This is a genomic window from Amycolatopsis jiangsuensis, from assembly GCF_014204865.1.
Taxonomy (GTDB): Bacteria; Actinomycetota; Actinomycetes; order Mycobacteriales; family Pseudonocardiaceae; genus Amycolatopsis; species Amycolatopsis jiangsuensis.
In genome coordinates, this window is the sequence record NZ_JACHMG010000001.1 from 6,263,444 (window position 1) to 6,287,009 (window position 23,566).

A 23,566-nucleotide genomic window follows, 5' to 3' on the forward strand; every position below is an offset into this window, starting at 1 on the left:
ATACCTGATCAGTAAGGACACTGGGGATGAGCAGAGAAGTCGTGATCACCGGCGGTGGCACCGGAAGCGGTCGAACGGGCGCTGCCGGAGCTGCCCGAGCGCGTCGACGTGCTGGTCAACAATGCCGGCGGGAACACCGATTTTCCGAGTACCGACAACGTTGACCTGAAAGTCCTCGACGCAGCCTGGACGGCCAACTTCCGCGCCAACCTGTTCACTGCCGCGCTCGTCACCTCGGCGGTACGCGAGCGCATCCCCGACGGCGGCCGCATCGTCACGGTCGGTTCGATCGCGGCGCACACCGGTGCCGGTTCCTACGGCTGGGCGAAGGCCGCGCTCGAAGCGTGGAACATCGACGTCGCCCGCTACCTCGGCCGGCGCGGGATCACCGCGAACATCGTCGCGCCCGGGCTCGTCGTGGACACCGAGTTCTTCCACGGCAAGCTCACCGACGAACGCCGGGACCTGCTGATCGGCGCCACGATGACCAAGCGCGCCGGCCACCCCGCGGATATCGCTGCAACGGTGCGGTTCCTGGCATCGCCGGAGGCCGGGCACGTCACCGGCCAGGTGGTGCACTGCAACGGTGGCGCGTACGTCGGCTGACCTCAGGCCGGCGTCACGCGCAGCACCTTGTCGTCGTCGCCGTTCGAGGTGGTCACGTACAGCGAGCCGTCCGGGGCGCTGCGGGCGGCGCGCAGCCGGCCGAACTTGTCGTCGAATTCCGGCGGCAGGGTGACGTCGGTGACCTTCGCGTCGGCGTCGAGGTGCAGGAGCAGGAGTTTCTGCCCCTTCAATGCCACCACGGCCAGCGCGTCCTCGTCGGCACCCCACTGCTTCCCGGTGAGGAAGGCGTCCCCGCTGATCGCCTCGGTGATCGAACCGGACGTCCACAGTGGACGTACAGCGTCCGGGAACCGTTCGGTGTCGGTCATCGGCACGCTCTCGTCGTACTGGTCGTCGGTGCCGCCCTTCGACGGGTCCCAGCCGTAGTTCCCGCCCGGACGCAGCAGGTTCACCTCGTCGTCGAAGGTCGGCCCGTGTTCGGCGGTGATGATCTGCCCGGTCTCCGGCCGGACCGCCACGCCCTGCACGTTGCGGTGGCCGTAGGTGTAGATCCGCCGTTCCGCCGGATCCGCGGACGAGAAGAACGGATTGCCGGACAACGGTTCCCCGGTCTTCGCGTCGATGCGCAGCACCTTGCCGCCGAGGCGGTGCCGGTCCTGGGCGACCGCGGCGCTCGCGGAGTCACCGGTGCCGACGAGCAGCGCGCCGTCCGGGCCCAGCGTGGGACGGCAGCCGGAATGCCGGCCGCTCGGGTTCACCGGCAGGCCGGTCAGCAACGTCCGCGCTTTCTCCGCGCTCGCGCCGTCCTCGGCCAGCCGCCAGGTGACGAGACGGACGTCCACCGCACGGCCGCCTTCCTGGTGCGTCTGGCAGGTGGTGAACTCACGCGACGTCGCGAAGTCCGCCGCCAGGACCAGCCCCAGCAGTCCGCCCTCGCCTGCCACGAGGACGTCGGAGAAGTCCGCCCGGACGTCGCTCACCTCGCCGCCCCGCACGAGCGCGAGCTTGCCCGGACGCTGCGGGACGAGCAGCGAGCCGTCCGGCAGGAACGCGACATCCCAGCCGTGTTCCAGTCCGTGCGCGATCTCCTGCACCTTGAACGCCTCGCTCGAGTCTGACGTGCCAGCCGAGCCGGACGTGCTCGAACAGCCGGTCAGCAACGCTGCCGAGGCGAACAGGGCGATCATGGATCGGAGCATGCCTCCAGCATGCCGCACGCGAATCGGACGGCACCTCCTCAACCGCCCGGTCGGACCAATCCGGACTCGTAGGCGAATACCACCGCGTGCACCCGGTCGCGCAGCCCCAGCTTGCCGAGAATGCGTCCGACGTGGGTTTTCACGGTGGTCTCGCCGATGAACAGCTGCCGCGCGACCTCGGTGTTCGACAGCCCGCGCGCGATCAGCCCGAGCACGTCCTTCTCGCGTTCGGTGAGCGTGCTCAGTCGGACTTCGCCACCCGGCACCGCGTGGTCGGTGAGATAGCGTTCGAGCAGGCGTTTCGTCACCGATGGCGACACCATCGCGTCACCGCGCAGCACCCCGCGGATGGCGACCAGCATCTCGTCCGACGGCGCGTCCTTGACCAGGAAACCGCTCGCGCCTGCACGCAAAGCGGAATAGGCGTACTCGTCGAGATCGAAAGTGGTGATCACGAGAACGGCGGTGTCCGGCAGCTCCGCGCAGATCCGCTCGGTCGCGGCGACCCCGTCGAGAACCGGCATCCGCACGTCCATCAACACGAGATCAGGCCGCCACTCGCGAGACAGCGCCACGGCCTCGGCCCCGTCCGCGGCCTCGGCGACGACCTCCAGATCCGGCTGGCTGTCGACGATCATCCGCAACCCCACCCGCACCAGCTCTTGATCGTCACAGATCATCACGGTGCTCATGCCGCCTCCGCGGGAAAAAGTACGTCGGCGGTGCTCATGCCGCCTCCGTGTGCAGCGTGGCGTACACGCGGTAGCCACCATCGTCGAGTGGGCCGGTTTCGAGCCGGCCGTGGTACATCTCGGCGCGCTGTGCCATCCCGGCCACCCCACGCCCGGCTCCTGGCAGTCCTGCGGCCACTGGCTCACGGCCACCGGTGTTGGTCACCTCGATGCGCACCTCCGGCCGGTCGAAGGTGACTCGTACGCGCCCAGCGGCGTCGGACGGCGCGTGTTTGAGCATGTTCGTCAGTGCCTCTTGGACAATGCGGTAGGCCTGCAACGCGACACCCGCGGGCAGTTCGTCGACCTCGCCGGACACCTCCAGCGCGACGTCGCGACCGGCTTGGTCCACCAGGTCACGCAGCTGGTCGAGCGTGGGCTGCGGTGCTCGCCCGGGTTCGCCCGCGTGCATCACCTCCAGCAGACGCCGCAGCTCGGCGAGTGCAGTGCGCCCGGTGCGGCCGATGGTGTCGAGGGTGCGGTCCACAGTGGCCGGATCGTGATGCCGGGCCAGTTTCGCGCCCTCCGCGTTGAGCACGATCACGCTCATGCTGTGCGCCAGTACGTCGTGCAGCTCGCGGGCGATGCGGGAGCGTTCCTCGGCGACCGCGGCCCGGTCCTGCGCGTGCTGTTCGGAGGCCATCAGCTCGGCCCGCAGCCGTTCCTCCTCGGACAGCTGGTCCTTGGCGTGGAAGAACTCACCCAGCGCCCACGCGGCAATCTGCAGCGGAAGCCCGGCGAGAAGGGTGATCGCCGGGTTCTGCGTGGTCACTCCCCAGGTGAAGCTCCAGGTCAGCTCCAGCGCGACCACACCGGCGGCGAAGCCGGAGGCGAACCACCGGTCACCCGCCTTGACCAGCGTGTACAGCGACACCGCCATGGCCAGCTCGCTGCGGCTGCGGTCGTAGGCCCACAGTTCGTTCAGGTACACCGCTGCCACGCCGGCCAGCACCAGCAGCGCCGTGGTGCGCGGGAACCGGCGGCGGACGAGCAGCGGCAGCAGGAACAGCAGCGGGATCGCCCGGTACGCCAGGTCGCTGGTCATGATGTTCGGGCCGAGGAGCACGAAGACGGCGTACAGCGGCAGGTCCAGCATCCACGGCTGGCTGCGTGCCCACCTGACCACTCGCTCCACCTGCTGAACGTAACGCGGACCCGTCCTCCCGCGCGTCGTACTTCGGTAGGCCGGGGGGTCCTCCGATAGGACGACTCGTCCGGCCCACCGAACCGATCCGCGGTTACCGGAACGGTTCCTAGCGTCGAGCCATGTCGATCACCACGGAGTTCTTCCGGCACCCGATGCGCACCGGCGCGGTCGCTGCCAGCTCACCGCGGCTGGCTGTCGCGATGACTGCCGGCCTCGGCATCGAGAACGCAGACAGTGTGGTGGAGCTGGGGCCGGGCACAGGCGTGTTCACCGAGGTCCTCTCGCGGCTCCTCGCGCCCGACGCATTCTTCGCGGCGGTTGAAGTCAACAGTCGCCTGGTACGCGAGCTACGGGGCCGTTTCCCGACGCTGCACGTCGCCGAAGACTCAGCCGAACATCTATCGACGTATGCGACGACGCCGGTCGACGTCGTCGTCTCAGGTTTGCCGTGGACCGCCATGTCCGCTGTACGCCAAGAGAAGGTCTTAAGCGCAGTCTGCGCCACACTCTGCCCTCAAGGCCGCTTCACCACTTTCGCGTACGCGCACACTGCGTGGACACCACCGGCCCGCCGCTTCGCGCGACTGCTGCGAAGCCGCTTCGCCGTCGTCGAGCGCACGCGCGTCGTTTGGCAGAACCTGCCGCCCGCGTACGTCTACCGCGCGGCATTACCGGTACTGACGGGACTGGATAGGTATGGACAGCCTGCTGCGGCCGCTTCTTGACGCCCCCGCGCCACTGATCTACGCAGTGTGCGCGTTGGTGATCGTGGCGGAAACCGCGTTGTTGCCGGGCATCGTGCTGCCCACACTGTCCACTTTGTTGCTCATGGGGATGCTCGTACAGCGCGGGACGCTCACCTGGTGGCTGGCGCTGCCGGTAGCCGTCGTGGCAGCGGTCGCCGGTGACCAGCTGGCGTACCTGGAAGGTCGCCTGTGGGGCCCTCGGCTGCGTACGTCGCGCTTCGCGCGTCGAATCGGCACTGAACGCTGGGACAAGGCCGAAGCGACTGTCGTCCGCTACGGCGTACCGGCAGTGGTCCTCGGCCGCTGCTTGGCCGGCATTCGCACGCTCGTACCCCGCGTCGCCGGGTCGTCCGGGTTGCCGTACCGCCGCTTCCTTCCCGGCAGCCTGGGCGCCGCGTTGCTGTGGGCAGGGGTGGAGCTTTCGGTGGGGCAGCTCACCGGGTGGGTCACGCCGTGAGCCTCAGTTCTGCCGGGTGGGCCGGAGCGTGATGTCGCCGATCTCGACGTCGCCGGGCTGTTCGATGGCGAACGCGATGGCGCGTGCCACGGCGTCCGGGCTGATCCCGAAGGTCGCCATGGTGTCCTGGTACTGCGCTCGCAGCTCGGGATCCTCGACGTAGTCGACGAGTTCGGTCTGCACGAAGCCCGGCGAGATCGACGTCGTGCGCAGGGTTCCGTCGGTGGACTCCTGACGCAGCGCTTCCAGCAGCGTCCGCACGGCGTTCTTGGTACCCGCGTAGACAGCCTGCGTCGGCACGATCTTCAGCCCCGACGTGGACACGGTGGTGACGAAATGCCCGTGGCCCTGGTCGCGGAACACCGGCAGCGCGGCGGCGATGCCGTGCAGGACACCGCGCACGTTGACGTCGATCATCGCGTCCCAGGAGTCGACGTCGAGGTCTGCCACCGGGGCGGTACGAGCGATCCCGGCGTTGCCCACCAGGACGTCGAGGCGGCCGAACCGGTCCACCGCCAGCGCCACCAGCGCCTCGAGATCGCCGCGCTCGGTCACGTCGGTCTCCAGCATTTCCGCGCGGCCGCCTTCGTCCCGGATCCGCGCCACCGTCGTAGCGAGCCGGTCGGTGCGCCGGGCGCCGAGCACGACGGCCGCGCCGCGGGCCGCCAGCTCGCGCGCGGTCGCCTCGCCGATCCCGCTGCTGGCGCCGGTGATGGCGACGACCTTGGTGTCCAGAGTGCTCATCGCTACGTCTCCTGGTCTAAGCTGACAATTGTCCGGTTACCGGATCCACTGTATCGGACAGTTGTCCGCTTAGCTACCGGGGAGGAGTGCACTGCCGTGGCGAGTCGTGAACGAAGGGCGGACGCCGCCGCCAACCGGGACCGCATCGTCGAGGTCGCGCGGGTCGAGCTGAGCAAGTCGAACGGCGCGATCGCCGAACTGAGGCTGCACGGCATCGCGAAGGCGGCCGGCGTCGGGCAGGGCACCCTCTATCGGCACTTCCCGACACGCGAGCACCTGCTGGCGGAGGTGTACCGGTACGAACTGAGCCAGCTCGTGGACGCCGTGGCGCCGCTGCTCGAAGACCATTCGCCGATCGAGGCGCTCACCCGCTGGCTGGACCGCCTGGTCGAGTACGCGCGGGTCAAACGCGGCGTGATGGCGGCGATCGAGGCCTCGGCGTGGCAGAACCTGTACTCCGACCAGCACCACCGCCTCGACGAAGCGCTGGGCCTGCTGCTCGAACGGGGAAAAGCCGCCGGCGAACTCCGCGAGGAAATCGACGTTCCGGACGTCATCCTGTTGCTGGGCGCCCTGTCCCGGATTCCCGAAACGGAATGGGACACCCGGGCCCCCCGCATCGTCACGGTCGTGATCGACGGTCTCCGGCCCCACTGACTTTCGCCGCCACCCTCGTTTGCCGCTGTCCCGGGCGGATCGCGCTGTCTCGCGGGTGAGTCACGCTGCCTCGCGCAGCGCAGTCTTGCGCGGTGGTGGTCACGCCTGCTCGCCCCGCCTCGCCTGCCTCGGTCACGCCAGGCGAAACCGGGGTCCGCCGGTCGCCCGTGCGGTGGTGGGCGACGGTCGCTTCGCCGCCGTTTCGGGCCACCCAGCGTCATCCGGGGCCGTCCGGGCGGAGCCACCGGCCCGTTCGTGCGGGGAGCGGAATTCTGTCGGTCCCGGGACGTAGGCTGGGATGGTGACCGACGCTCCACTGTCCGGACTCCTCCAAGCCATCCTTCCCGACCCGGCCCTGCGCGGTGTCGTCGAGCGCGCCGGTGCGCCGCTGCTCGAACTGCAGGGGGCCGGTACCGTCCGGCAGCTCGTCGCCGCCGCGCTGGCCGAAGACCCCGGCCGCGGCGGGGCCGGGCGGCCGGTGCTCGCCGTCACCGCCACCGGGCGGGAGGCCGACGAGCTGACCCGCACGCTCACCGACCTGCTCGGCCGCGGCCGGGTCGCCGACTTCCCGTCGTGGGAGACGCTGCCGCACGAGCGGCTGTCCCCGCGCGCCGACACCGTCGGCCGGCGGCTGGAGGTGCTGCACCGCCTGCACTCCGGCGACGCCGGGCTGCGGGTCGTGGTGGCCACCGTGCGCAGCCTGATCCAGCCGATGGCCCCCGGTCTCGGTTCACTCGCCCCGATCGACCTCGTGGTGGGCGAGGAGCAGAGCTTCGAAGGCCTGCTGGAGCGGCTCGTCGAGCTCGCCTACACGCGCGTCGACATGGTCGAGAAGCGTGGCGAGTTCGCCGTCCGCGGCGGCATCCTCGACCTGTTCGGGCCCACCGCGCAGCATCCCGTCCGCGTCGAGTTCTGGGGCGACGAGGTCAGCGAGATCCGCGCGTTCGCGGTGTCCGACCAGCGTTCGCTGCCCGGCGAGATCCAGCGCGTCACCGCGCCGCCGTGCCGCGAACTGCTGCTGACCCCGGAGGTCAAGGCCCGCGCGGCCGACCTGGCCACCACCTACGAGGCCGACGCGCATCTGGCCGAGATGCTCACCAAGCTGTCCGGCGGCATCCCGGTGGAGGGCATGGAGGCGCTGATCCCCGTCCTCTGCCCCGGCGAGCTGGAGCTGCTCACCGACGCGATGCCGGCAGGCAGCCACGTGCTTCTGGCCGATCCGGAGAAGATCCGGGCCCGCGCCGCCGACCTCGTACGCACCGGGCAGGAGTTCCTCGAGGCCTCCTGGACCACGGCCGCCGCGGGCGGGCAGGCGCCGATCGACCTCGGCGCCTCGGCCTACCGCGGGCTGGCCGAGGTCGCCCGGCACGCGCAGGACACCCAGCGTGCCTGGTGGACGCTCACCCAGCTGACCACCGAGGACCCGGACGTCTACCGGATCGGCATCGAGCCCGCCCCCGCCTACCGGGGTGAGCTGGAGCGCGCGATGACCGATCTGCGCGCGCACCTCGCGAGCGGCGGCACCGGGGTGCTCGTGGTCGCCGGCCAGGGCACCGCGAGCCGTGCCGTGGAGCAGCTGCTGTCCGCCGAGGTCCCGGCGAAGCAGGCGGACACCCTCGCCGAGGCGCCGTCGTCCGGCGTCGTCACGGTCACCTGCGGCGGTCTCACCGACGGGTTCGTGTCGCCGGAGCGCGCGCTGGTGGTGCTGTCCGAAGCCGACCTCACCGGCCGCGGCGCCACCGCCGGTTCGTCCACAAAGGATCTCAACGGCAAGATGCCGTCGCGCCGGCGTGGTGCGGTCGATCCGCTCGCGCTCAAGGCGGGCGACTACGTGGTGCACGACCAGCACGGCATCGGCCGGTTCGTGGAGATGGTGCAGCGCACGGTCGCCGGCGCGACCCGCGAGTACCTGCTGCTGGAGTACGCCTCGTCCAAGCGCGGGCAGCCCGGCGACCGGCTGTTCGTGCCCACCGACCAGCTCGACGAGGTGTCCCGCTACGTGGGCGGGGAGCTGCCCACCCTCAACAAGCTGGGTGGCTCGGACTGGAAGAACACCAAGGCCCGCGCCAAGAAGGCGGTCAAGGAGATCGCCGCCGAGCTGGTGCAGCTGTACGCCGCACGCCAGGCCGCGCCCGGGCATCCGTTCGGCCCGGACTCGCCGTGGCAGAACGAACTGGAGGACGCCTTCCCGTTCGTCGAGACGAACGACCAGCTGGCGGCCATCGACGAGGTCAAGGCCGACATGGAGCGCGGTGTCCCGATGGACCGGGTGATCTGCGGTGACGTCGGCTACGGCAAGACCGAGATCGCGGTGCGCGCGGCGTTCAAGGCGGTGCAGGACGGCAAGCAGGTCGCCGTGCTGGTGCCCACCACGCTGCTCGCGCAGCAGCACCTCAACACCTTCAGCGAACGCATGCGGTCCTTCCCGGTCACGATCAAGGGCCTGTCGCGGTTCACGAACAAGCCCGAGGCGGACGTGATCCTCGAGCAGCTGGCCGGCGGCGAGGTCGACATCGTCATCGGCACGCACCGGCTGCTGCAGACCGGGATCCGGTACAAGGACCTCGGCCTCGTGATCGTCGACGAGGAGCAGCGGTTCGGCGTGGAGCACAAGGAACACATCAAGGCGCTGCGCACGCACGTCGATGTGCTCACCATGTCCGCGACGCCGATCCCGCGCACGCTCGAGATGTCGCTCGCAGGCATCCGGGAGATGTCCACCATCCTCACCCCGCCCGAGGACCGGCACCCGATCCTCACCTACGTCGGCGCGTACGACGACAAGCAGGTCGGCGCGGCCGTCCGCCGGGAACTCCTGCGTGACGGCCAGGTCTTCTACGTGCACAACCGGGTGTCCTCGATCGAGAAGGCCGCGCGGCGCATCCGGGAGCTGGTGCCGGAGGCGCGGGTGGTGACCGCGCACGGCCAGATGAACGAGGAGAAGCTCGAGAAGATCATCCAGGGCTTCTGGGAGAACGAGTACGACGTCCTGGTCTGCACCACGATCATCGAAACCGGGCTCGACATCTCCAACGCCAACACGCTGATCGTGGAGCGTGGCGACATGCTGGGGCTGGCGCAGCTGCACCAGCTGCGTGGCCGCGTCGGACGTGGCCGCGAACGGGGCTACGCCTACTTCCTGTACCCGCCGGAAGCCCCGCTCACCGAGACCGCGCACGACCGGCTCGCCACCATCGCGCAGAACACCGAACTGGGTGCCGGCATGGCCGTCGCGATGAAGGACCTGGAGATCCGCGGGGCGGGCAACATCCTGGGCGCCGAGCAGTCCGGGCACATCGCCGGAGTCGGCTTCGACCTGTACGTCCGGCTCGTCGGTGAGGCGGTCGAGGCCTTTCGCAGGCACGCCGGCGCGGAGCCCACCGAGGACGAGGAGCTGGCCGAGGTCCGGGTCGACCTGCCGGTCGACGCGCACATCCCGCACGACTACGTTCCCGGTGAGCGGCTCCGGCTGGAGGCCTACCGCAAGATCGCCTCGGCCCCGGACACCGGGGCACTCGACGCGGTCCGCGAGGAACTTCTCGATCGCTACGGACAGCCGCCGGCGCCGGTCACCCGCCTGCTCTCGGTCGCGACGTTCCGGCACGCCTGCCGTGGCGCGGGCGTCACCGAGGTGGCGGCGCAGGGCACCACGATCCGCTTCGCCCCGCTGCCGCTGGCCGACTCCCAGCTGGTGCGGCTGAAACGCTTATACCCCAAGGCGTTGTACAAAGCCGTCACGAACACCGTCTCGGTGCCCAAACCCACCGAGGGCCCGGCAGGCGGTCGCATGGGCGCACCCCCGCTGCGCGACCAGGAACTGCTCGACTGGTGCACGAAACTCCTGACCCAGCTGACGAAAACCCCGGCCGCCGTGTGAATCGCCTGCTCACCGTGCGGCACGACGTGGGCGGGCTCGGCAAGGCGGCCGCGCGGGGTGCCGGTGTCGGTGCCGCTGCCGCTGCCGTCGCCGCTGCGAAGTGCCCGCGCAGGCCCGCCCGGCAGGGTCTCGGTCAGTGGCCGGCTCGGCAGGTCCGGTCGGTCTGCCGCGAATGCCGTCGTTTCGTGGCCTGGCGGGGTCTCGGTCATCCGTCGACCCGGCAGGTCCGGCGGGTTTGCGGGGATGCCATGGTTTCGTGGCCTGGCGGGCAGGACCTCGGTCACCGGTCGTCCCGGCAGCTCCGGCCGGTTCGCGGCGAATGGCCACGGTTTCGTGGTCGTTTCCGAGCACTCGGACCGGAAGCGGACAAAGTGCACCCGCCGGAGCCTGCGCCGGGATGCCGGGATTCCGCCGATCGGCGGTGGAGGCGGCCGACGACCGCCGCGCCTCCCCCCGTGCCCACCGGATCGCTGCGACGGTGTTGTGTTTCCCGGCCGTGCGTATGAGAGGGTATGGCCTGTGATGCGGATCATGGGGCGCCCCCGCGCGCTGGTCGCCGTCGTTGCCGGAGCCTTTCTCCTCGCCGGGTGCGGTGCCGGTCCCAGTCAGGTGGGCACCGCCGCGGTCGTCGACGGCAAGGTCACCTCCATCGATCAGGTCCAGGATCTGCTGAACCGCGCGGTGCGGGAGCAGCCCTACGCCCAGGAGCTCGCTTCGCAGCACAAGCTCGACCTCGTCGGCCGCGAGATCGTCCGGCAGACGGTCCTGCACGAGGTCGTGGCCAAGGCGGCTCGGAAAGAAGGCCTGACCGCCGACCAGTCGGCCATCACCGAGGCGCTCCAGAAGGATCCGCTCGCCGCTGCTGTGCCCGCGGGCGCCGTGCAGGACGACGCGGCGGGCGTCACGCAGCTCGTGTGGCGGCTGCGCGACCACCGCGAGGCGCTGACCGACCAGTACCTCGAGCAGCAGCTGGCGGTGAAGTACCTGCCCTCGCTCAGCATCAACTTCGACTACACCAGCATCGGCGCGCCCACCTCCGAGGGCCAGGCGCCGTCGGTCGATGCGAAGACCGCGCGCAGCGAGGCCATCGCCAAGGCGCAGGAGTACGCGAAAAACCCGAACGCCATCGCCGCCGAACTGCAGAACGGTGCGCAGGGCAACGTCGGCCAGCAGGTGCCCGCGCTGTCCTCGCCGGAGGACGCGGCCACCGTGCTCTTCGGCGTGCCCGGCAACACCGCCATCGCGTTCCAGCCGAACCCGGCCAGCGCGCCGACCTGGTGGGTCGCGGCCGTGGTGCGGCAGCGTTCGACCGGCCAGCAGGTCGCCACCGACCAGGTGCAGCAGCCGACCGCCGCGCAGCTCGGAGCGATCGGGGTGCGCATGCTGCAGCCGTACGTGGGCGAGGTCGACTACAAGATCAACCCGCGTTACGGCGTGTGGGATTCTGTCGGCATGAACCTCGCGCCCAGCGCTTCCGAGCTCGCCGGTGTCGTGGTGCCCGTCCACGGCGGCGCCCCGGCTCAGCAGTGACCGGCTCCGTCGTCGTTCTCGTCCGCGGGGACGTGTTCCCGGCGGACGCGCTGGGGTTGCTGCGGACCTCGCCGGCTGTCCACGCCGCGTCCGACGTCGATGCCGCGCGGCTCGGCCTGCCTCCGGTCGAGCGGGCGACGCCGGGACAGGACCTCGTGCTGGTGGCCGCCTCCCGGGCCGAACCGTCCGCCGCCGCACTGGCCGAGGCCGGTGCCCGGGTGATCGAGGCGCCGGTGCCTCCGCTCGTGGAGGCCGCCGAGGTGATGGACCGGCTGCGCTCGCCCGGCGGCTGCCCGTGGGACGCCACGCAAACGCACGATTCACTGCGCCAGTACCTGGTCGAGGAGACCTACGAACTGCTCGAGGCGATCGAGGAGAACGACCGCGAGGCACTGCGCGAGGAGCTCGGCGACGTCCTGCTGCAGGTGCTCTTCCACGCCCGGGTGGCCGCCGAGGACCCGCGGGATCCGTTCACCGTCGACGACGTGGCGCGGACGCTGGTGACCAAGCTCGTCAGCCGGCATCCGCACGTGTTCGCCGGTGCGGACAGCTTCTCCACCGCGGACCGCCAGGAAGCGCAGTGGGAAGAGCTGAAGCAGGCCGAAAAACAGCGCAAGTCCATTGTGGACGGCGTGGCCCTCGGTCAGCCCGCCGTCGCGCTCGCCGGGAAGCTGGGGCAGCGCACCGGGCGCGCGGGCATTCCGCTCGATCTCTTCCCCTCCGGTGCCGAGGCCGCTGCCCAGCTCTTCCGCGTCGCCGCCACCGCGCGCCGCGCCGGGGTCGACCCGGAGGGCGAGCTGCGGGCGGTCGCCAAGCAGTTCGCGCGGGACGTCCGCAGTGCCGAAGCCGCCGCCCGGATCAACGGGATCGAACCGGCCACGCTGGAGGCCGACGGCTGGCGCACGTTCTGGCCGGCCACCTGATGTGATGTAGGACACTCTCGCGTGAGAACCGAGCGCGCGGTCACGGCGTCTTGCCTGGTGTGAAGCACAAGCCACCCCCGGAGCCGGACGAGGAACAGCTCGTCCGGCGCACAGCGCGCGGCGACCGTGCGGCGTTCGAGGAGTTCTACCGCCGTACGTCGCCCTGGCTCGCAGTGCGCCTGCGCCGTCGTTGCGCCGACGAGCAGATCGTCGCCGAGGTCATGCAGGAGACCTACCTCGCCGTCTGGCGTGCCGCGGGTTCGTTCGCCGGCGCGGCCGCCGGCGGTTCCGCCGTGGGCTGGGTGTGGACGATCGCCGCCCGGCGCCTGGTCGACGCCTTCCGCCGTCGGGCGCACCACGCGCAGCCACCTGCCGCCGTGCACGTGCCGGTGGCCGCACCCGCCGCCGAGGAAGAGGCGCTGGCGGGCACCGTCGGCGATTCGGTCGGCGACGCTCTCCGCACGCTGGCGCCCGAGTTGCGGCACGTCCTGCAGGCCATGGTCCTGGACGGCTTGTCGGTCCGCGAGACCGCGGTCCTGCTGGGACTGCCGGAGGGCACCGTGAAGACCCGTGCTCGCCGTGCCCGGATCGCGATGCGGGAGGCACTGTCGTGAACGAAATCCCGATCCCTCGTCTCCGTGAAGGAGGTTCAGCTGTGAATCACGTGCCCGATCAACTGCTCGCCACCTACGTCGCCGGCCGTGAGCTGCCGGGGGACAAGGTGTGGGCGCTCGAAGCGCACCTGGAGACGTGTGCGCAGTGCCGGGCCCGGCTCGCCGGGGTGACCACCGCGGAGGAGCCCGGACTCCTCGACGCGGTGTGGGCCGGCCTCGAGCCGCGGCTCACCACCCCGCCGCAGCCGCCGCGCAGCCGGGCGCGGGCCTGGCTGCACGGCTGGGCCACCCCTGCGATGGTGCCGTGGCTGGCGATGGTCCTGCTGGTGGCGGCCATCACCGCGGTCCTGACCCCGATGTTCTCCGACCAGGTCTCGATGGTGCAGCTGTTCGCCCCGGTGCTGCCGGTGTTCGGGGTGGCCGCGGCCTGGTCACGGGGTCTCGACCCGGCCCACGAACTCGTCGTCGGTTCCCCACGGGCAGGGCTCGAGCTGATCCTGCGGCGGACCGTCGCGGTACTCGCGCCGGTGGTGCCGATCCTGCTGGTCGCGGGCTGGCTCACCGGTTCGGACGTCGGACTGGTGCTGCTGCCCGCGCTCGGGTTCACCACGGGCACGCTCGCGCTCGGTTCGCTGATCGGGGCGAGCTGGGCCGCCGGAATCCTGAGCGCCGTGTGGCTGGCCGCTCTGGTGGTCCCGGCCACGGTGTTCCGCAGCCCGTTCGGGCTGGACTCGGCTTCGGTGCCGTTCTGGATCGTGGCCATCGTGCTCACCGCCGGTTTCGTGGTGTTCCGCAGGGGCGCCTTCATGCGGCTTGCCGCACACAACTGAGAAGACTCGGGAAAGAGGGTTGGGAGATGCGGACCATGGATGCCGCTGAGGTCGCTCCGGCGACTTACGCCTGGGAAATCCAGGCCGAGGGACTGAAAGTACGGGTCGGCGGCAAACGGATGGCGGTCGACGGGCTGGATCTCGCGCTCGGCATCGGCGTGCACGGCCTGCTCGGGCCCAACGGTGCGGGAAAGACCACGTTGATCCGGGCGCTGGCGACGGTGCTGCGTCCGACCGCGGGCGGCCTGACGCTGCTCGGCGGGAAGGTCGGCGGCCTGGACCAGCGCGCCCTGCGCCGCCGGATCGGGTACCTGCCGCAGTCGTTCGGGTACTACAAGCGGTTCACCGTCCGCGAGTTCGTCGAGTACATCGCGTGGCTCAAGGACATGCCGAAGAAGGACGTGCCGGACGCGGTGCAGCGCGCGATCGAGCGGGTCGGCCTCGCCGACCGGGCCGACGACAAGATGAAGACGCTCTCCGGCGGTATGGTCCGCCGGGTCGGCATCGCGCAGGCGATCGTGAACGATCCGCAGATCCTGCTGCTCGACGAGCCCACCGCGGGCCTCGATCCGGCACAGCGGGTCCGGTTCCGCGAGCTGCTGCAGGAGCTGGGACGGGACACCTGTGTGCTGGTGTCCACCCATCTGGTCGAGGACGTGGCCACCGCCTGCACCGACGTGATCCTGTTCGCCGCGGGCAAGCTGGTCTTCCAGGGCACCCCGGACGACCTGGCCGCGGCGGGCAGCGCGAACGACGTCGGCGACAGCCCGATCGAGCGCGGCTACTCGGCGCTGCTGGGCCACCAGTCGGGGAGGGAATCGTGGTGAACGCACTGCGGACCGAGCTCCGGCGCACGATCGCGCTCTGGCTCGCGGTCCTGATGGCCGCGGTGGGCCTCGTGTTCTTCTTCTCCTTCACCGGTCCGTGGCGGCGCGATTCCTCGGCTTGGGGACTCGACGCGCCCGCCACCGCGCAGTGGACGCGATACCTTCTGCTGCTGGTGTGGCCGATGGTCGTCGGCGCGGGCGCGATCCAGGGCATGCGGGACAGCCGCTCCGGGGTGAGCGAGCTGTTCGCCTCGACCTCCCGCCCGGCCGGGCACCGGGCGCTCACCCTCGGCCTGACCACCGGTATCGGGGCCGTGGTGGGTTATCTGGTGCTGCTGGCGGTCGGCTTCGTCCAGGTTGCGGTGAACGGCGGGATGTTCACTCTCGCCTCGCTGATGCCGGTGGTGCTCGGTCTGCTCGCGGTGCTCGCCGGTGTCGCGATCGGGCTCGGTGTGGGCCGGTTGCTCCCGCATCCGGTCACCGCACCCGCGCTCGCCGTGCTCGCTCTGGTCGCGGTGATGTTCCTGGAGGTGTCGAGCGGCCACGGGGGCGATGCGGACGGATTGCTGCCGAACTGGGTGGCGCTGCTGTCGGCCGCTCAGGAGCAACCGCGCAGTGCGTTCCTGGTCCCGTCGGCGGCAGTCGACACGGGACAGTTCCTCTGGTTCGCCGGGCTCATCGGGACCGGACTGTTGTTGCTCGTGATGCGTTCGGCGCGCGCGCGGCTGCTCGCGGTGCTGCCGGTGGTGGCCGGACTCGTGGGCGCCGCGGTGGTCCTGCCCGCCTCCGCGGCGGACAACCTGACTCCGGACAAGGCGGCGAGCGAGCTGGTCTGCGACGGGTCTGTGTGTGTCGAGAAGCTGCACGAGGACTGGTTGCCGACGTTGGCGGGTCCCGCGAAGGAAGCGTTGCGGCTGCTGGAAAAGCTGCCGCAGCACCCGGTACGGGTCGAGGAGTCGACCGAGGGGAACAACACCACGGTCACACCGCGGCGGGATCCCGAGCTGGTGCTGGTGAAGAAGGACGACACGTACACGATTCTTCCTGGCACGCAGCAGGCCGGCTACCTGACCGGGCACGACCTGACGATGGCCCTGCTGAAAGGGGCGGGAACGCCGCCGTGCGAAGGGCTCAGCTACTCCCACCCGGAGGAGGAAGCGGCACGGCGCGTGATGGCGTACTGGCTCGCCGGTTCCGCGACGCCGCCTCCGCTCCACGAACACGAGTACAAGCAGGTTCCGGGCCTCATGCAGTCGGCGTGGACCGCGTTGCACGCGCAGCCGGAGCCGGAGCAGCTCGCACGGGTCGCCGCGGCCAGGCAGCTCCAGCTGAGCTGCCAGGGCGACCCGCTGACCGCTCTCCTCGGTGGTGCGCACTGATGCGGTGGCTCGGCCTGTACGCGCGTTCCCGGTACGTGCCGGTGGCGGTGGCTGCCGTACCGCTGTCGATCGTGCTGCTCTGGTGGCTCGGCGAAAGCTTCTGGGTGCCCGAGTTCGCGGTGCTCACCCTGACCATGGCGATCGCCATCGCCGCGATCGGCCTCGGCGGGCAGGACGTCGACCTCGACCGCACGGCCGGGTTCGGCTGGCTGTCCCGGCGGCTCGCGCACCTGCTGCTGATCGGGGTGCTCGCCGGGCTGGCCCTGCTGGCGGTGCAGCAGCTCGGGGACGTCCGGGTGGACGTCTCGATGGTGGTCCGGGACGGAGCCGGGCTGCTCGGCCTCGCGGGAGTGGCGGCGGTGCTGTTCGGCGGCCAGTTCGGCTGGACTCTGCCGCTCGGCATGGCCGTGATCGCGCTGTCCACGCCGGAGGGATTGACGGTGAACGACGTCATGCGGTGGCCGATGATGTCGACGGACGACGCGCTCTCCTGGTGGCTGGCGGGTGCGCTGTTCGTGCTCGGAACCGGCTGGTACACCGTGACCGGGGCTCGTCGCTGAACCGCTGACGCGCGCCCGCGGCGAGGGGTCGCCGCGGGCGCGTCCGCGCGTTCAGACGGTGCGGTTGTTCGGCACCAGGTCGAGCGGATCGTGGTCGGGATCGTCGATGCCCAAGCTGATGATGCGCTGCGGGTGGATGCGGATCACCGCGCCGTCGAGGTGCCCGTCCGGTGCGAAGGCCTCCGGGACAACCTCCGCGCGGCCGCGGATTTCCAGGCAACGCACCCGGATCGGTTCCAGCGACGGCAGGTCGTCGACCACGAAGGCGGCCCGGCCGTTGGCCTCGACGTTGCGGTACTTGCGGCTTTTCGTGAGGCCGGCCCCGGTCACGTCGATGGTCTGGGCCGATGCGTTCCAGGTGAATGCGACCGGATTGACCTGCAGGGTGCCGTTCGGCTGCTGGGTGGCCAGCCGGCCGAGGCCCTGTTCGGACAGGTAGGCGAGTTCCGCTTCGGTGAACATGTCCTCCAGCATGGAAGCTCGAGTAAGCTGGAAGTCAACTCCGCGCGGGCACCAGGTTGAACCCGAACCGTCCGGCGCCACGGGCAATCGGTCCCAGCCACTGGCCCGGGCGCGCGGTTTGTGCCGGTCAGCCGAACAGCCCGTCGCCCCAGCTCGACGTCGGGGTGAGTCCCGGTGGGACGGCGAAATGCGCGGAGCCGGTGTGCTGCAGGTACTCCATCATCGCGTCCTTCGCCGAAAGCACCTGCTGCATCGGGATGTACTGCGTGCGGGTGTCCCGGTTGAAGGCCAGGAAGAACAATCCCGCCTCGAGATGACCGACGCCATCGGAACCGTCGACGAAGTTGTAGCCACGGCGCAGGATGCGGGCACCGCGCAGCGTCTGGTGCGAGGCGAGCCGGATGTGTGCGTCGGGCGCGATCAGCGGGACTCCGCCCGCGCCGCCGACATCCAGATCGACCTGGTCGAACTCGCCGGTCTGACCCAACGGCGCGCCGGATCCCTTGGTGCGCCCGACTGTCTGCTCCTGACCGTCCAGCGTCTCCCGGTCCCACGTCTCGATGTGCATCCGGATCCGGCGTGCCACGAGGTAGGTTCCGCCGGCCATCCAGGCCTGCCCGTCACCCGGCCGTGCCCACACCTGGTCCCGCAGCACGTCGGTGTCCTCGGCCTTGACGTTGTTCGTGCCGTCCTTGAAGCCGAACAGGTTGCGTGGGGTCTGCTGCGTGCGCGAGGTCGACGAGCTGCGCCCGAAGCCGAGCTGCGACCAGCGCACCTCGGTGACGCCGAAGCCGAGCCGGACCAGGTTGCGTACTGCGTGCACGGCGACCTGCGGATCGTTCGCGCAGGCCTGGATGCACAGGTCGCCGCCGCTGCGGGCCGGATCGAGCTTGTCCTTCGGGAACGAGGGCAGCTCGACCAGCTGCGGCGGGCGCTTCGCGGCCAGACCGAACCGATCGTCGAACAGCGACGGACCGAAGCCGATGGTCAGCGTCAGGTCGGCGGCGGGCAGGTCGAGCGCCTCCCCGGTGTCGCCGGGTGGAGCCTCCGCCGCGCCGCCGACCGCGCCGGCTGCCACCGCTTCCTGTCCCGCGGTCATCCGCCGGGCGGCGGCGGTCCAGGTGTGCAGCAGTTCGCGCAGCTTGCCGACGTCGTTTGTGGTCACGTCGAGCGCGGCGAAGTGCAGGTTCTGCTGCGTGGGTGTGACGATGCCGGCCTGGTGCGCGCCATGGAAGTCCACAGTGGATGCCGTGGCGGATGCGGGCGCGTCGTCGCCGATCCGGTCGACGCCGACTCCGGCAGCCACGCCGGCCCCGGCCAGCGCGACGCCGGCGCCGGCGTAACCGAACAGCTTCCGGCGAGAGACCTCCGTCATTTCGCCACGACCGCCGCGACCTTGCTCAGCGGCTCGCTCAACGCGTCGACCGCCGAGGCGAAGGTCTTGACCTCGACCGGCGACAACTGGTCGTAGTACATGAATCCGTCACCCACGCGGGTCTTGTCCAGCAGCGCCTGCACATTCGCGAACTCTGTGTCCAGAGTGGACACGAGTGCCGCGTCTCGTTCCTGCAGAACCGGACGGAGCGACTGGATCGCGTTCTTCGACCCGTCCAGATTGGACTGGAAGTCCCACAGGTCGGTGTGGGAGAAGGTCTCCTCCTCGCCGGTGATCTTGCCGGTGGCGACCTCGTCGAGCAGGCTCTTCGCACCGTTGGCGAGGTCGAGCGCGCTGAGCTTCAGGTCCTTGCTCTTGGCGACCAGGTCCTTGACGTCGGTCAGTAGCTTGTCCGCGATCCGTGGGCTGTCCGCTTGGAGGCCGGTGCTCCACAGGTCCTTCTCGAGTCGGTGAAAGCCGGTGAACTGCTGACCCGGCTCCAGGTCGGCCTCGCGGGCGTCGATCGCGGGGTCGAGGTCGCCGAACTTCTCGGCGACCGGTTCGATCCGCTCGTAGAACACACGTGTACGAGCGTATTCGGACTTGGCCTCGTCGACCTTGCCGGCCTTGACCGCGTCGGCGAACTTGGCGGTTTCCGTCTCGAGGGCGGAGCTGTTGTCCGCCACGTAGGTCGCGTAGCTCTTGGTGGCCGCGGCCTTCCGCGCGTCGGCGTCGTCCTGGCGGGTGGCCCCGCCGGTCACGGTGAACTCGCCGCGGATGCCGTTGCCGACCATTCCCGGCTTGCACGCGGTCTGGTACTTGCCCGCTTCCGGCACCTCGACGATCAGCCGGCGGTTCAGCCCTGGTGCGATGTTCTCCACCTCGCCCATGATCCGGTCGCCCTCGGCGTAGAGGTAGAACTCGGTGACCTTGCTGCCCTTGTTGGCGATTTCGAAGGTCACGTTGCCGGCGGCGGCCGTCGTGGCGGCGACGGCACAGGAGGTGTCCGAGGCTTCGACCTTGATCGGCCCGTCCGCGGCGGCGTTTGTGCTGTCGCAACCGGCGAGCGCCACCACCGCGCCGACTCCGGCCAGCACGGTCAGCGGGGTTCTGGGGGACTTGGGCACGGTCACTCCTCGACGGTGGCCGCACCGGCCGCGGCCGGTGCGGTGTTCTCACGGGCGGTGTTCTTGCGAGTGGTCTTCTTGCGAGTGGGCTTGAGGAACAGCGGCAGCACGATCACGACGTACGCGACCCATGCGACGGCCTGCAGCGCCGTCGTCTGCTGTGAGTAGTTGAAGATCCCCTTGAGCAGCGCGCCGTACCAGGACGTCTCCGGCAGCGTGCTCGAGGCGTCGAACGCCAGCGTGGTGAGTCCTGGCAGGAACTGTGCTTCCTGAAGGTCGTGCAGGCCGTAGCCGAGCACGCCTGCGGCGACGAACACCAGCAGTACGCCGGTGATGGTGAAGAACTTCGCCAGGTTGAACCGCACCGCGCCGCGGTAGAGCAGGTAAGCCAGGACGATCGCGATGGCGATGCCGATCACGAAGCCGGTCAACGGTTGCACTGTGTCGGATTGGGCGGTCTGTACGGCGGAGTAGAAGAACACTGCGGTCTCGAGGCCTTCCCGTCCGACCGCGAGGAACGACAGCAGCAACACGGCCGCGGGGCCGACCTGCAGCGCGTCTTCCATCTTCCCGCGCAGCTCCGCGGCGATGTGCCGGGACGCCTTACGCATCCAGAAGACCATCGCCGTGACGAAACCGACCGCGACGATCGACAGGCTGCCACCGAGCAGCTCCTGGTGCTCGAAGCTCAGCTGCGCGGTGCTGTAGGTCAGGATCGCGCCGACGGCGACCGACAGCAGCACCGCGGCGCCGACGCCCGGCCACACGAACCGCAGCGCGTGCGTTCGGCCGGTCTTCACGAGGAAGGCGACGAGGATGCTGACCACCAGCGCCGCTTCGAGGCCTTCGCGCAGCCCGATGAGCGCGCTCGAAAACACCACTGTTCCGTGCCCTCCTTCGCATGTGGACCTCACGGTTTTAGGTAAGGCTTGCCTGTAAGTCCAGTGGCGAAAATCGCTCGACAGAGCGGCTGAACTGGGCAAAACGGTCACTTTTGTGCGAGTTAGGGTAGGGTAACTGCAGGTCAAACCGGGTGCTTTCGCTCCGGGCAGCGAATCGGAGGCCGCCGGAAGTTCGGCCGCGAAGTTAACCGTCCGCTTGCCATTCGCCCGATTCAGCGTCCCGCGGGTGTGGTCATCAGTAACCTGTCCGGGTGGCCGATACCACCCAGCAGACCGTCGCCGAATCGTCCGCGGCGGGACCGCCCCGTCGTTACCGCGGCCGCATCGCCATGTCGGTGGGTCTGGTGCTCACCGGCGTCGTGCTGGTGGTGACGATCGGGGTGCGCGACCCGAACCCGCCGTCGCCTGCGCCCCCGCCGGCGCCGCCGCCGTCATCGGTCGAACCGGACCAGGCCCCGAAGTCGGGCGCGCAGGTGCCGCGGGCCGGGCTGGCTGCGCCCCCGGACCGTCCGACGGTGTCGGATCAGGCGGAACTCGATGCGTGGGCCGCGCGAGTGGCGGGGAAGACCGGCCTCTCGCCGCGGTTGCTGTCGGCCTACGGCCGGGCGGAGATGTGGATGAACCGGCAGAAGCCGTCGTGTCACCTGTCGTGGGCCACTCTCGCCGCGATCGGCCACCTGACGTCGGACAAGATGCGGATCGCGCCGGACGGTGCCGTCTCCGGGCTGCCCCCGGGCCCACCGGCCGGCCCGGACACCGACGCCGGCGAACTCGACGGCGACCGCGCGGCCGACCACAAGCTGGGCCCCCTGCAGCTACCCCCGTCCGCCTGGCGGAAATACGCGGAACGCGCCAACGGCGACGGCAAGACCCCCAACCCCGCCAACATCGACGACGCCGCCTTCACCACCGCCCGCTACCTCTGCTCCGGCGCCGACGACCTGGGCACCCCCGCAGGCTGGTGGCGCGCCATCCTGTTCTACAACGCGTCCGTCCAGTACGGCCAAAGCGCTTTCGTGGCAGCGGACTCCTACGCTGCCGACAGCGTTCGCCCCTGACCGCCCGCTTCGCTCGGATTCGCTGCGCTGGTGACTGGCCAGGTTGCCGGGTTGCCGGTTGTGTGACTGGATTCTTGGCGTTCTTGGCGTTCTTGGCGTTCTTGGCGTTCCGGCGTTGAGAGCGCGGTCCCGTACCGGCGATTCAGCTCCGGTCGCGTCCGTCCTGCCTCTGCGTTGAAACGCTATCGCTCACGCTCGTGCCGATCTGTGCCTACGCCGGCACGCTTGCGCCTTCGCCGAAATGCTTACACCCGCGCCGAAAAGGTCTGGGGCCGGGCCGGAACGCCGTGCGCCAGCAGAGCTTTCGCGGCTGCCGCCGGTTTGCGTCCTGCTTCCTCGCGGGTTCCTTGGTTCCGCAGCGGCCGGTCGTGCGTCGCCTGCTTTTCCGGGGTGGCCGGGAATCGCTCGTTCAGGTCCACCAGTACCGGTGCCAGCGACATCAGCACCAGCACGCCGAGCCCGACGATGGTTCCGATCACGGTCAGGGTGGTCATGCCCGCCTCCTCGAGTCGTTCTCCGTGCTGACTCAAGGGTCCGTCTCCGGCTAGCTGCCGCGGATCGGCCGACCGGCCGAGCGCCCTCGCCGGATGGCCAGAACCGTCGGCACCACGCCGGCGACCTCGGTCCGGTGCTCTGGCCGTTATCACGTCGCCGACCTTGGTCCGGTCCGCTTGCCGCCGCCACGCCGCCGACTTTGGTCCAGTGTTCTCGCCGGCACCGCGCCGCCGGCCCAATCCGGTGCTCTCCCGGGCCGACGTGCCTCGTCGTCGTCTTGACGGTCGTGTGCGCGGAGCGTGCGACGTCGGCTCAAGGCCTTCATGCTGTCCGGCCGAACGGGGCGGCGCAGCCAGGCGGGGAGCGCCGGAGCCGACTCGTCCCGGCTGGTCAGGTGTCGCTCAGAGCGATGCGGGCTCTGACCTCACTGATGGCTTCCAGGTACTCCGGGATCGGGTTCATCGCCGACGCCATCCGCAGTTGTCCGAGCGCCTCGGCCAAACGGCCGAGGCGCTGCAGGGTGCGGCCCAGCACGAACCGCGCGTAGTGGTCGGTCGGGTCGAGTTCGAGGACCTTGGTGAACGCGCGTTCGGCGCGGCGCAGCTGTGCCGAGTGGAAGTAGGCGCGCCCGGCCAGCAGCTGCACACTCGGTTTGTCGGACTCGTCGTCGAGCAGGGGTTCGAGGGCCTTGAGCGCGTCGAGCGGCCGGCGTCTCCCGACCAGCTCCTCGGCCTCCCGGAAGGCGCGGACACGGGATTCGCCGGTGGGTTCGGGTGCTGGTTCGGCGTCCGTCATGGTCACTCCGACGATACCGTCGTGGAGGGCGTTGCACGACCGCCGCGGGCGGCGTGATGGACTGTTCTGCCATGAGCAGCGATGAGGAGCCCGGTTACTTGGGACTGGCGCCGTACCTCTACTACACGGACGCCACCGCGGCGCTCGCGTGGCTGACCAGGGTGTTCGGCTTCACGGAAGAGGTCCGGTTCGAGGATGCGTCCGGCGAGGTCTTCCAGGCCACGCTGTGCGCCGGATCCGGACGAGTCCAGCTCGCCGGCGTCGGGCCCGAGTACTGGGAGGCGAAGGGCGCCGAAGGACCGGTCGGGCAGCTCAACATCATCTACGTGACCGACGTCGACGCGCAGTACGAGCGGGTACGGGCGGCACTCGGCGAGGAGGCCGAGCCGGATCCGCCGCAGAACCAGCCCTACGGCGCGCGCGTGTTCACCGTCGCCGACCCCGGCGGCAACAGCTGGACGTTCTGGCAGCAGGTCACCGACACCGTCGACCTGCCGTCGGGATGGCGCGAGGTGCGGCCGGAGGACACCGAGGACCCGCCCGGGGAACACTGAGCGGAACCGC

23 protein-coding genes and 1 pseudogene are annotated in these 23,566 nt (G+C 70.2%); 14 read left to right on the forward strand and 10 right to left on the reverse strand.

Features of this window, described 5'->3' with window-relative positions; all coding sequences use genetic code 11:
• Window positions 1–51: 51 nt before the first annotated feature.
• Window positions 52–606: pseudogene (locus BJY18_RS28550) on the forward strand (SDR family NAD(P)-dependent oxidoreductase); the annotation flags it as partial.
• Window positions 607–608: 2 nt separating this feature from the next.
• On the opposite strand, the gene BJY18_RS28555 reads toward BJY18_RS28550, so the two are convergent.
• The 3 genes from BJY18_RS28555 to BJY18_RS28565 are packed head-to-tail and all read right to left on the reverse strand — an operon-like array spanning window position 609 to window position 3,632.
• Window positions 609–1,766, reverse strand: coding sequence for a PQQ-dependent sugar dehydrogenase (locus BJY18_RS28555; RefSeq protein ID WP_184783000.1), 1,158 nt, complete (start codon window positions 1,764–1,766; stop codon window positions 609–611).
• Between the two features lie 38 nt (window positions 1,767–1,804).
• On the reverse strand, window positions 1,805–2,458 hold the full coding sequence (locus tag BJY18_RS28560; protein WP_184783001.1) for a response regulator: 654 nt from the start codon (window positions 2,456–2,458) through the stop codon (window positions 1,805–1,807).
• Between the two features lie 34 nt (window positions 2,459–2,492).
• Window positions 2,493–3,632, reverse strand: a complete 1,140-nt coding sequence (locus BJY18_RS28565; protein WP_312873987.1) for a sensor histidine kinase — start codon at window positions 3,630–3,632, stop codon at window positions 2,493–2,495.
• Between the two features lie 131 nt (window positions 3,633–3,763).
• On the opposite strand from BJY18_RS28565, the gene BJY18_RS28570 reads away from it, so the two are divergent.
• Both BJY18_RS28570 and BJY18_RS28575 read left to right on the forward strand, forming a co-directional pair.
• Window positions 3,764–4,369 carry a class I SAM-dependent methyltransferase gene (locus BJY18_RS28570; RefSeq protein WP_184783002.1) on the forward strand — a complete coding sequence of 202 codons (606 nt, stop codon included), beginning with the start codon at window positions 3,764–3,766 and terminating at the stop codon, window positions 4,367–4,369.
• A complete protein-coding gene (locus tag BJY18_RS28575) occupies window positions 4,341–4,847 on the forward strand; it encodes a DedA family protein (RefSeq protein WP_184783003.1) in 507 nt (168 codons plus the stop codon). The genes BJY18_RS28570 and BJY18_RS28575 overlap by 29 nt, the downstream gene beginning before the upstream one ends.
• A 3-nt stretch (window positions 4,848–4,850) precedes the next feature.
• Here the strand turns inward: BJY18_RS28575 and BJY18_RS28580 are convergent, their stop codons facing one another.
• Entirely contained in the window at window positions 4,851–5,591 is a 741-nt protein-coding gene (locus tag BJY18_RS28580) for an SDR family oxidoreductase (protein WP_184783004.1), read from the reverse strand.
• 96 nt (window positions 5,592–5,687) lie between these two features.
• Between BJY18_RS28580 and BJY18_RS28585 the strand changes: the two genes are divergently transcribed.
• From BJY18_RS28585 to BJY18_RS28625, 9 genes are all read left to right on the forward strand, one after another.
• Window positions 5,688–6,248, forward strand: coding sequence for a TetR/AcrR family transcriptional regulator (locus BJY18_RS28585; protein WP_184783005.1), 561 nt, complete (start codon window positions 5,688–5,690; stop codon window positions 6,246–6,248).
• A 298-nt stretch (window positions 6,249–6,546) separates the two neighbouring features.
• Window positions 6,547–10,125, forward strand: coding sequence for a transcription-repair coupling factor (gene mfd, locus BJY18_RS28590; RefSeq protein ID WP_246458998.1), 3,579 nt, complete (start codon window positions 6,547–6,549; stop codon window positions 10,123–10,125).
• Window positions 10,126–10,656: 531 nt separating this feature from the next.
• The gene (locus BJY18_RS28595) at window positions 10,657–11,655 is read left to right on the forward strand and encodes a SurA N-terminal domain-containing protein (protein WP_312873988.1); all 999 of its coding nucleotides are present in this window, start codon (window positions 10,657–10,659) and stop codon (window positions 11,653–11,655) included.
• Window positions 11,652–12,578 (forward strand): nucleoside triphosphate pyrophosphohydrolase, encoded by a 927-nt coding sequence (locus tag BJY18_RS28600; RefSeq protein WP_184783007.1) that lies wholly within the window; start codon window positions 11,652–11,654, stop codon window positions 12,576–12,578. Before BJY18_RS28595 ends, BJY18_RS28600 begins: the two co-directional genes overlap by 4 nt.
• A gap of 59 nt (window positions 12,579–12,637) precedes the next feature.
• Window positions 12,638–13,192 carry an RNA polymerase sigma factor gene (locus BJY18_RS28605; protein WP_184783008.1) on the forward strand — a complete coding sequence of 185 codons (555 nt, stop codon included), beginning with the start codon at window positions 12,638–12,640 and terminating at the stop codon, window positions 13,190–13,192.
• A 41-nt stretch (window positions 13,193–13,233) separates the two neighbouring features.
• Window positions 13,234–14,022 (forward strand): zf-HC2 domain-containing protein, encoded by a 789-nt coding sequence (locus BJY18_RS28610; RefSeq protein ID WP_184783009.1) that lies wholly within the window; start codon window positions 13,234–13,236, stop codon window positions 14,020–14,022.
• Between the two features lie 26 nt (window positions 14,023–14,048).
• A complete protein-coding gene (locus BJY18_RS28615) occupies window positions 14,049–14,849 on the forward strand; it encodes an ABC transporter ATP-binding protein (RefSeq protein ID WP_184783010.1) in 801 nt (266 codons plus the stop codon).
• Window positions 14,843–16,228, forward strand: coding sequence for a hypothetical protein (locus BJY18_RS28620; RefSeq protein WP_312873989.1), 1,386 nt, complete (start codon window positions 14,843–14,845; stop codon window positions 16,226–16,228). Before BJY18_RS28615 ends, BJY18_RS28620 begins: the two co-directional genes overlap by 7 nt.
• A complete protein-coding gene (locus BJY18_RS28625) occupies window positions 16,228–16,788 on the forward strand; it encodes a hypothetical protein (protein ID WP_184783011.1) in 561 nt (186 codons plus the stop codon). Before BJY18_RS28620 ends, BJY18_RS28625 begins: the two co-directional genes overlap by 1 nt.
• Window positions 16,789–16,839: 51 nt before the next feature.
• On the opposite strand, the gene BJY18_RS28630 is transcribed toward BJY18_RS28625, so the two are convergent.
• From BJY18_RS28630 to efeU, 4 genes are all read right to left on the reverse strand, one after another.
• Window positions 16,840–17,250: a PPOX class F420-dependent oxidoreductase gene (locus BJY18_RS28630; RefSeq protein WP_184783012.1), complete on the reverse strand. Its 411-nt coding sequence runs from the start codon at window positions 17,248–17,250 to the stop codon at window positions 16,840–16,842.
• Between the two features lie 127 nt (window positions 17,251–17,377).
• Window positions 17,378–18,625 carry an iron uptake transporter deferrochelatase/peroxidase subunit gene (efeB, locus tag BJY18_RS28635; protein ID WP_184783013.1) on the reverse strand — a complete coding sequence of 416 codons (1,248 nt, stop codon included), beginning with the start codon at window positions 18,623–18,625 and terminating at the stop codon, window positions 17,378–17,380.
• Window positions 18,622–19,758, reverse strand: coding sequence for an iron uptake system protein EfeO (efeO, locus tag BJY18_RS28640; RefSeq protein ID WP_184783014.1), 1,137 nt, complete (start codon window positions 19,756–19,758; stop codon window positions 18,622–18,624). Before efeO ends, efeB begins: the two co-directional genes overlap by 4 nt.
• Window positions 19,755–20,633, reverse strand: a complete 879-nt coding sequence (gene efeU / locus BJY18_RS28645; RefSeq protein WP_312873990.1) for an iron uptake transporter permease EfeU — start codon at window positions 20,631–20,633, stop codon at window positions 19,755–19,757. Before efeU ends, efeO begins: the two co-directional genes overlap by 4 nt.
• 272 nt (window positions 20,634–20,905) lie before the next feature.
• Between efeU and BJY18_RS28650 the strand changes: the two genes are divergently transcribed.
• Window positions 20,906–21,712 (forward strand): lysozyme family protein, encoded by an 807-nt coding sequence (locus BJY18_RS28650; RefSeq protein WP_312873991.1) that lies wholly within the window; start codon window positions 20,906–20,908, stop codon window positions 21,710–21,712.
• Window positions 21,713–21,957: 245 nt separating this feature from the next.
• Here the strand turns inward: BJY18_RS28650 and BJY18_RS28655 are convergent, their stop codons facing one another.
• On the reverse strand, window positions 21,958–22,206 hold the full coding sequence (locus BJY18_RS28655) for a hypothetical protein (RefSeq protein WP_184785075.1): 249 nt from the start codon (window positions 22,204–22,206) through the stop codon (window positions 21,958–21,960).
• A 391-nt stretch (window positions 22,207–22,597) separates the two neighbouring features.
• Entirely contained in the window at window positions 22,598–23,002 is a 405-nt protein-coding gene (locus BJY18_RS28660; RefSeq protein WP_184783015.1) for a tetratricopeptide repeat protein, read from the reverse strand.
• A 71-nt stretch (window positions 23,003–23,073) separates the two neighbouring features.
• Here BJY18_RS28660 and BJY18_RS28665 point away from each other — a divergent pair, with 71 nt between their 5' ends.
• Window positions 23,074–23,556 carry a VOC family protein gene (locus BJY18_RS28665; RefSeq protein ID WP_246459000.1) on the forward strand — a complete coding sequence of 161 codons (483 nt, stop codon included), beginning with the start codon at window positions 23,074–23,076 and terminating at the stop codon, window positions 23,554–23,556.
• Window positions 23,557–23,566: the final 10 nt, after the last annotated feature.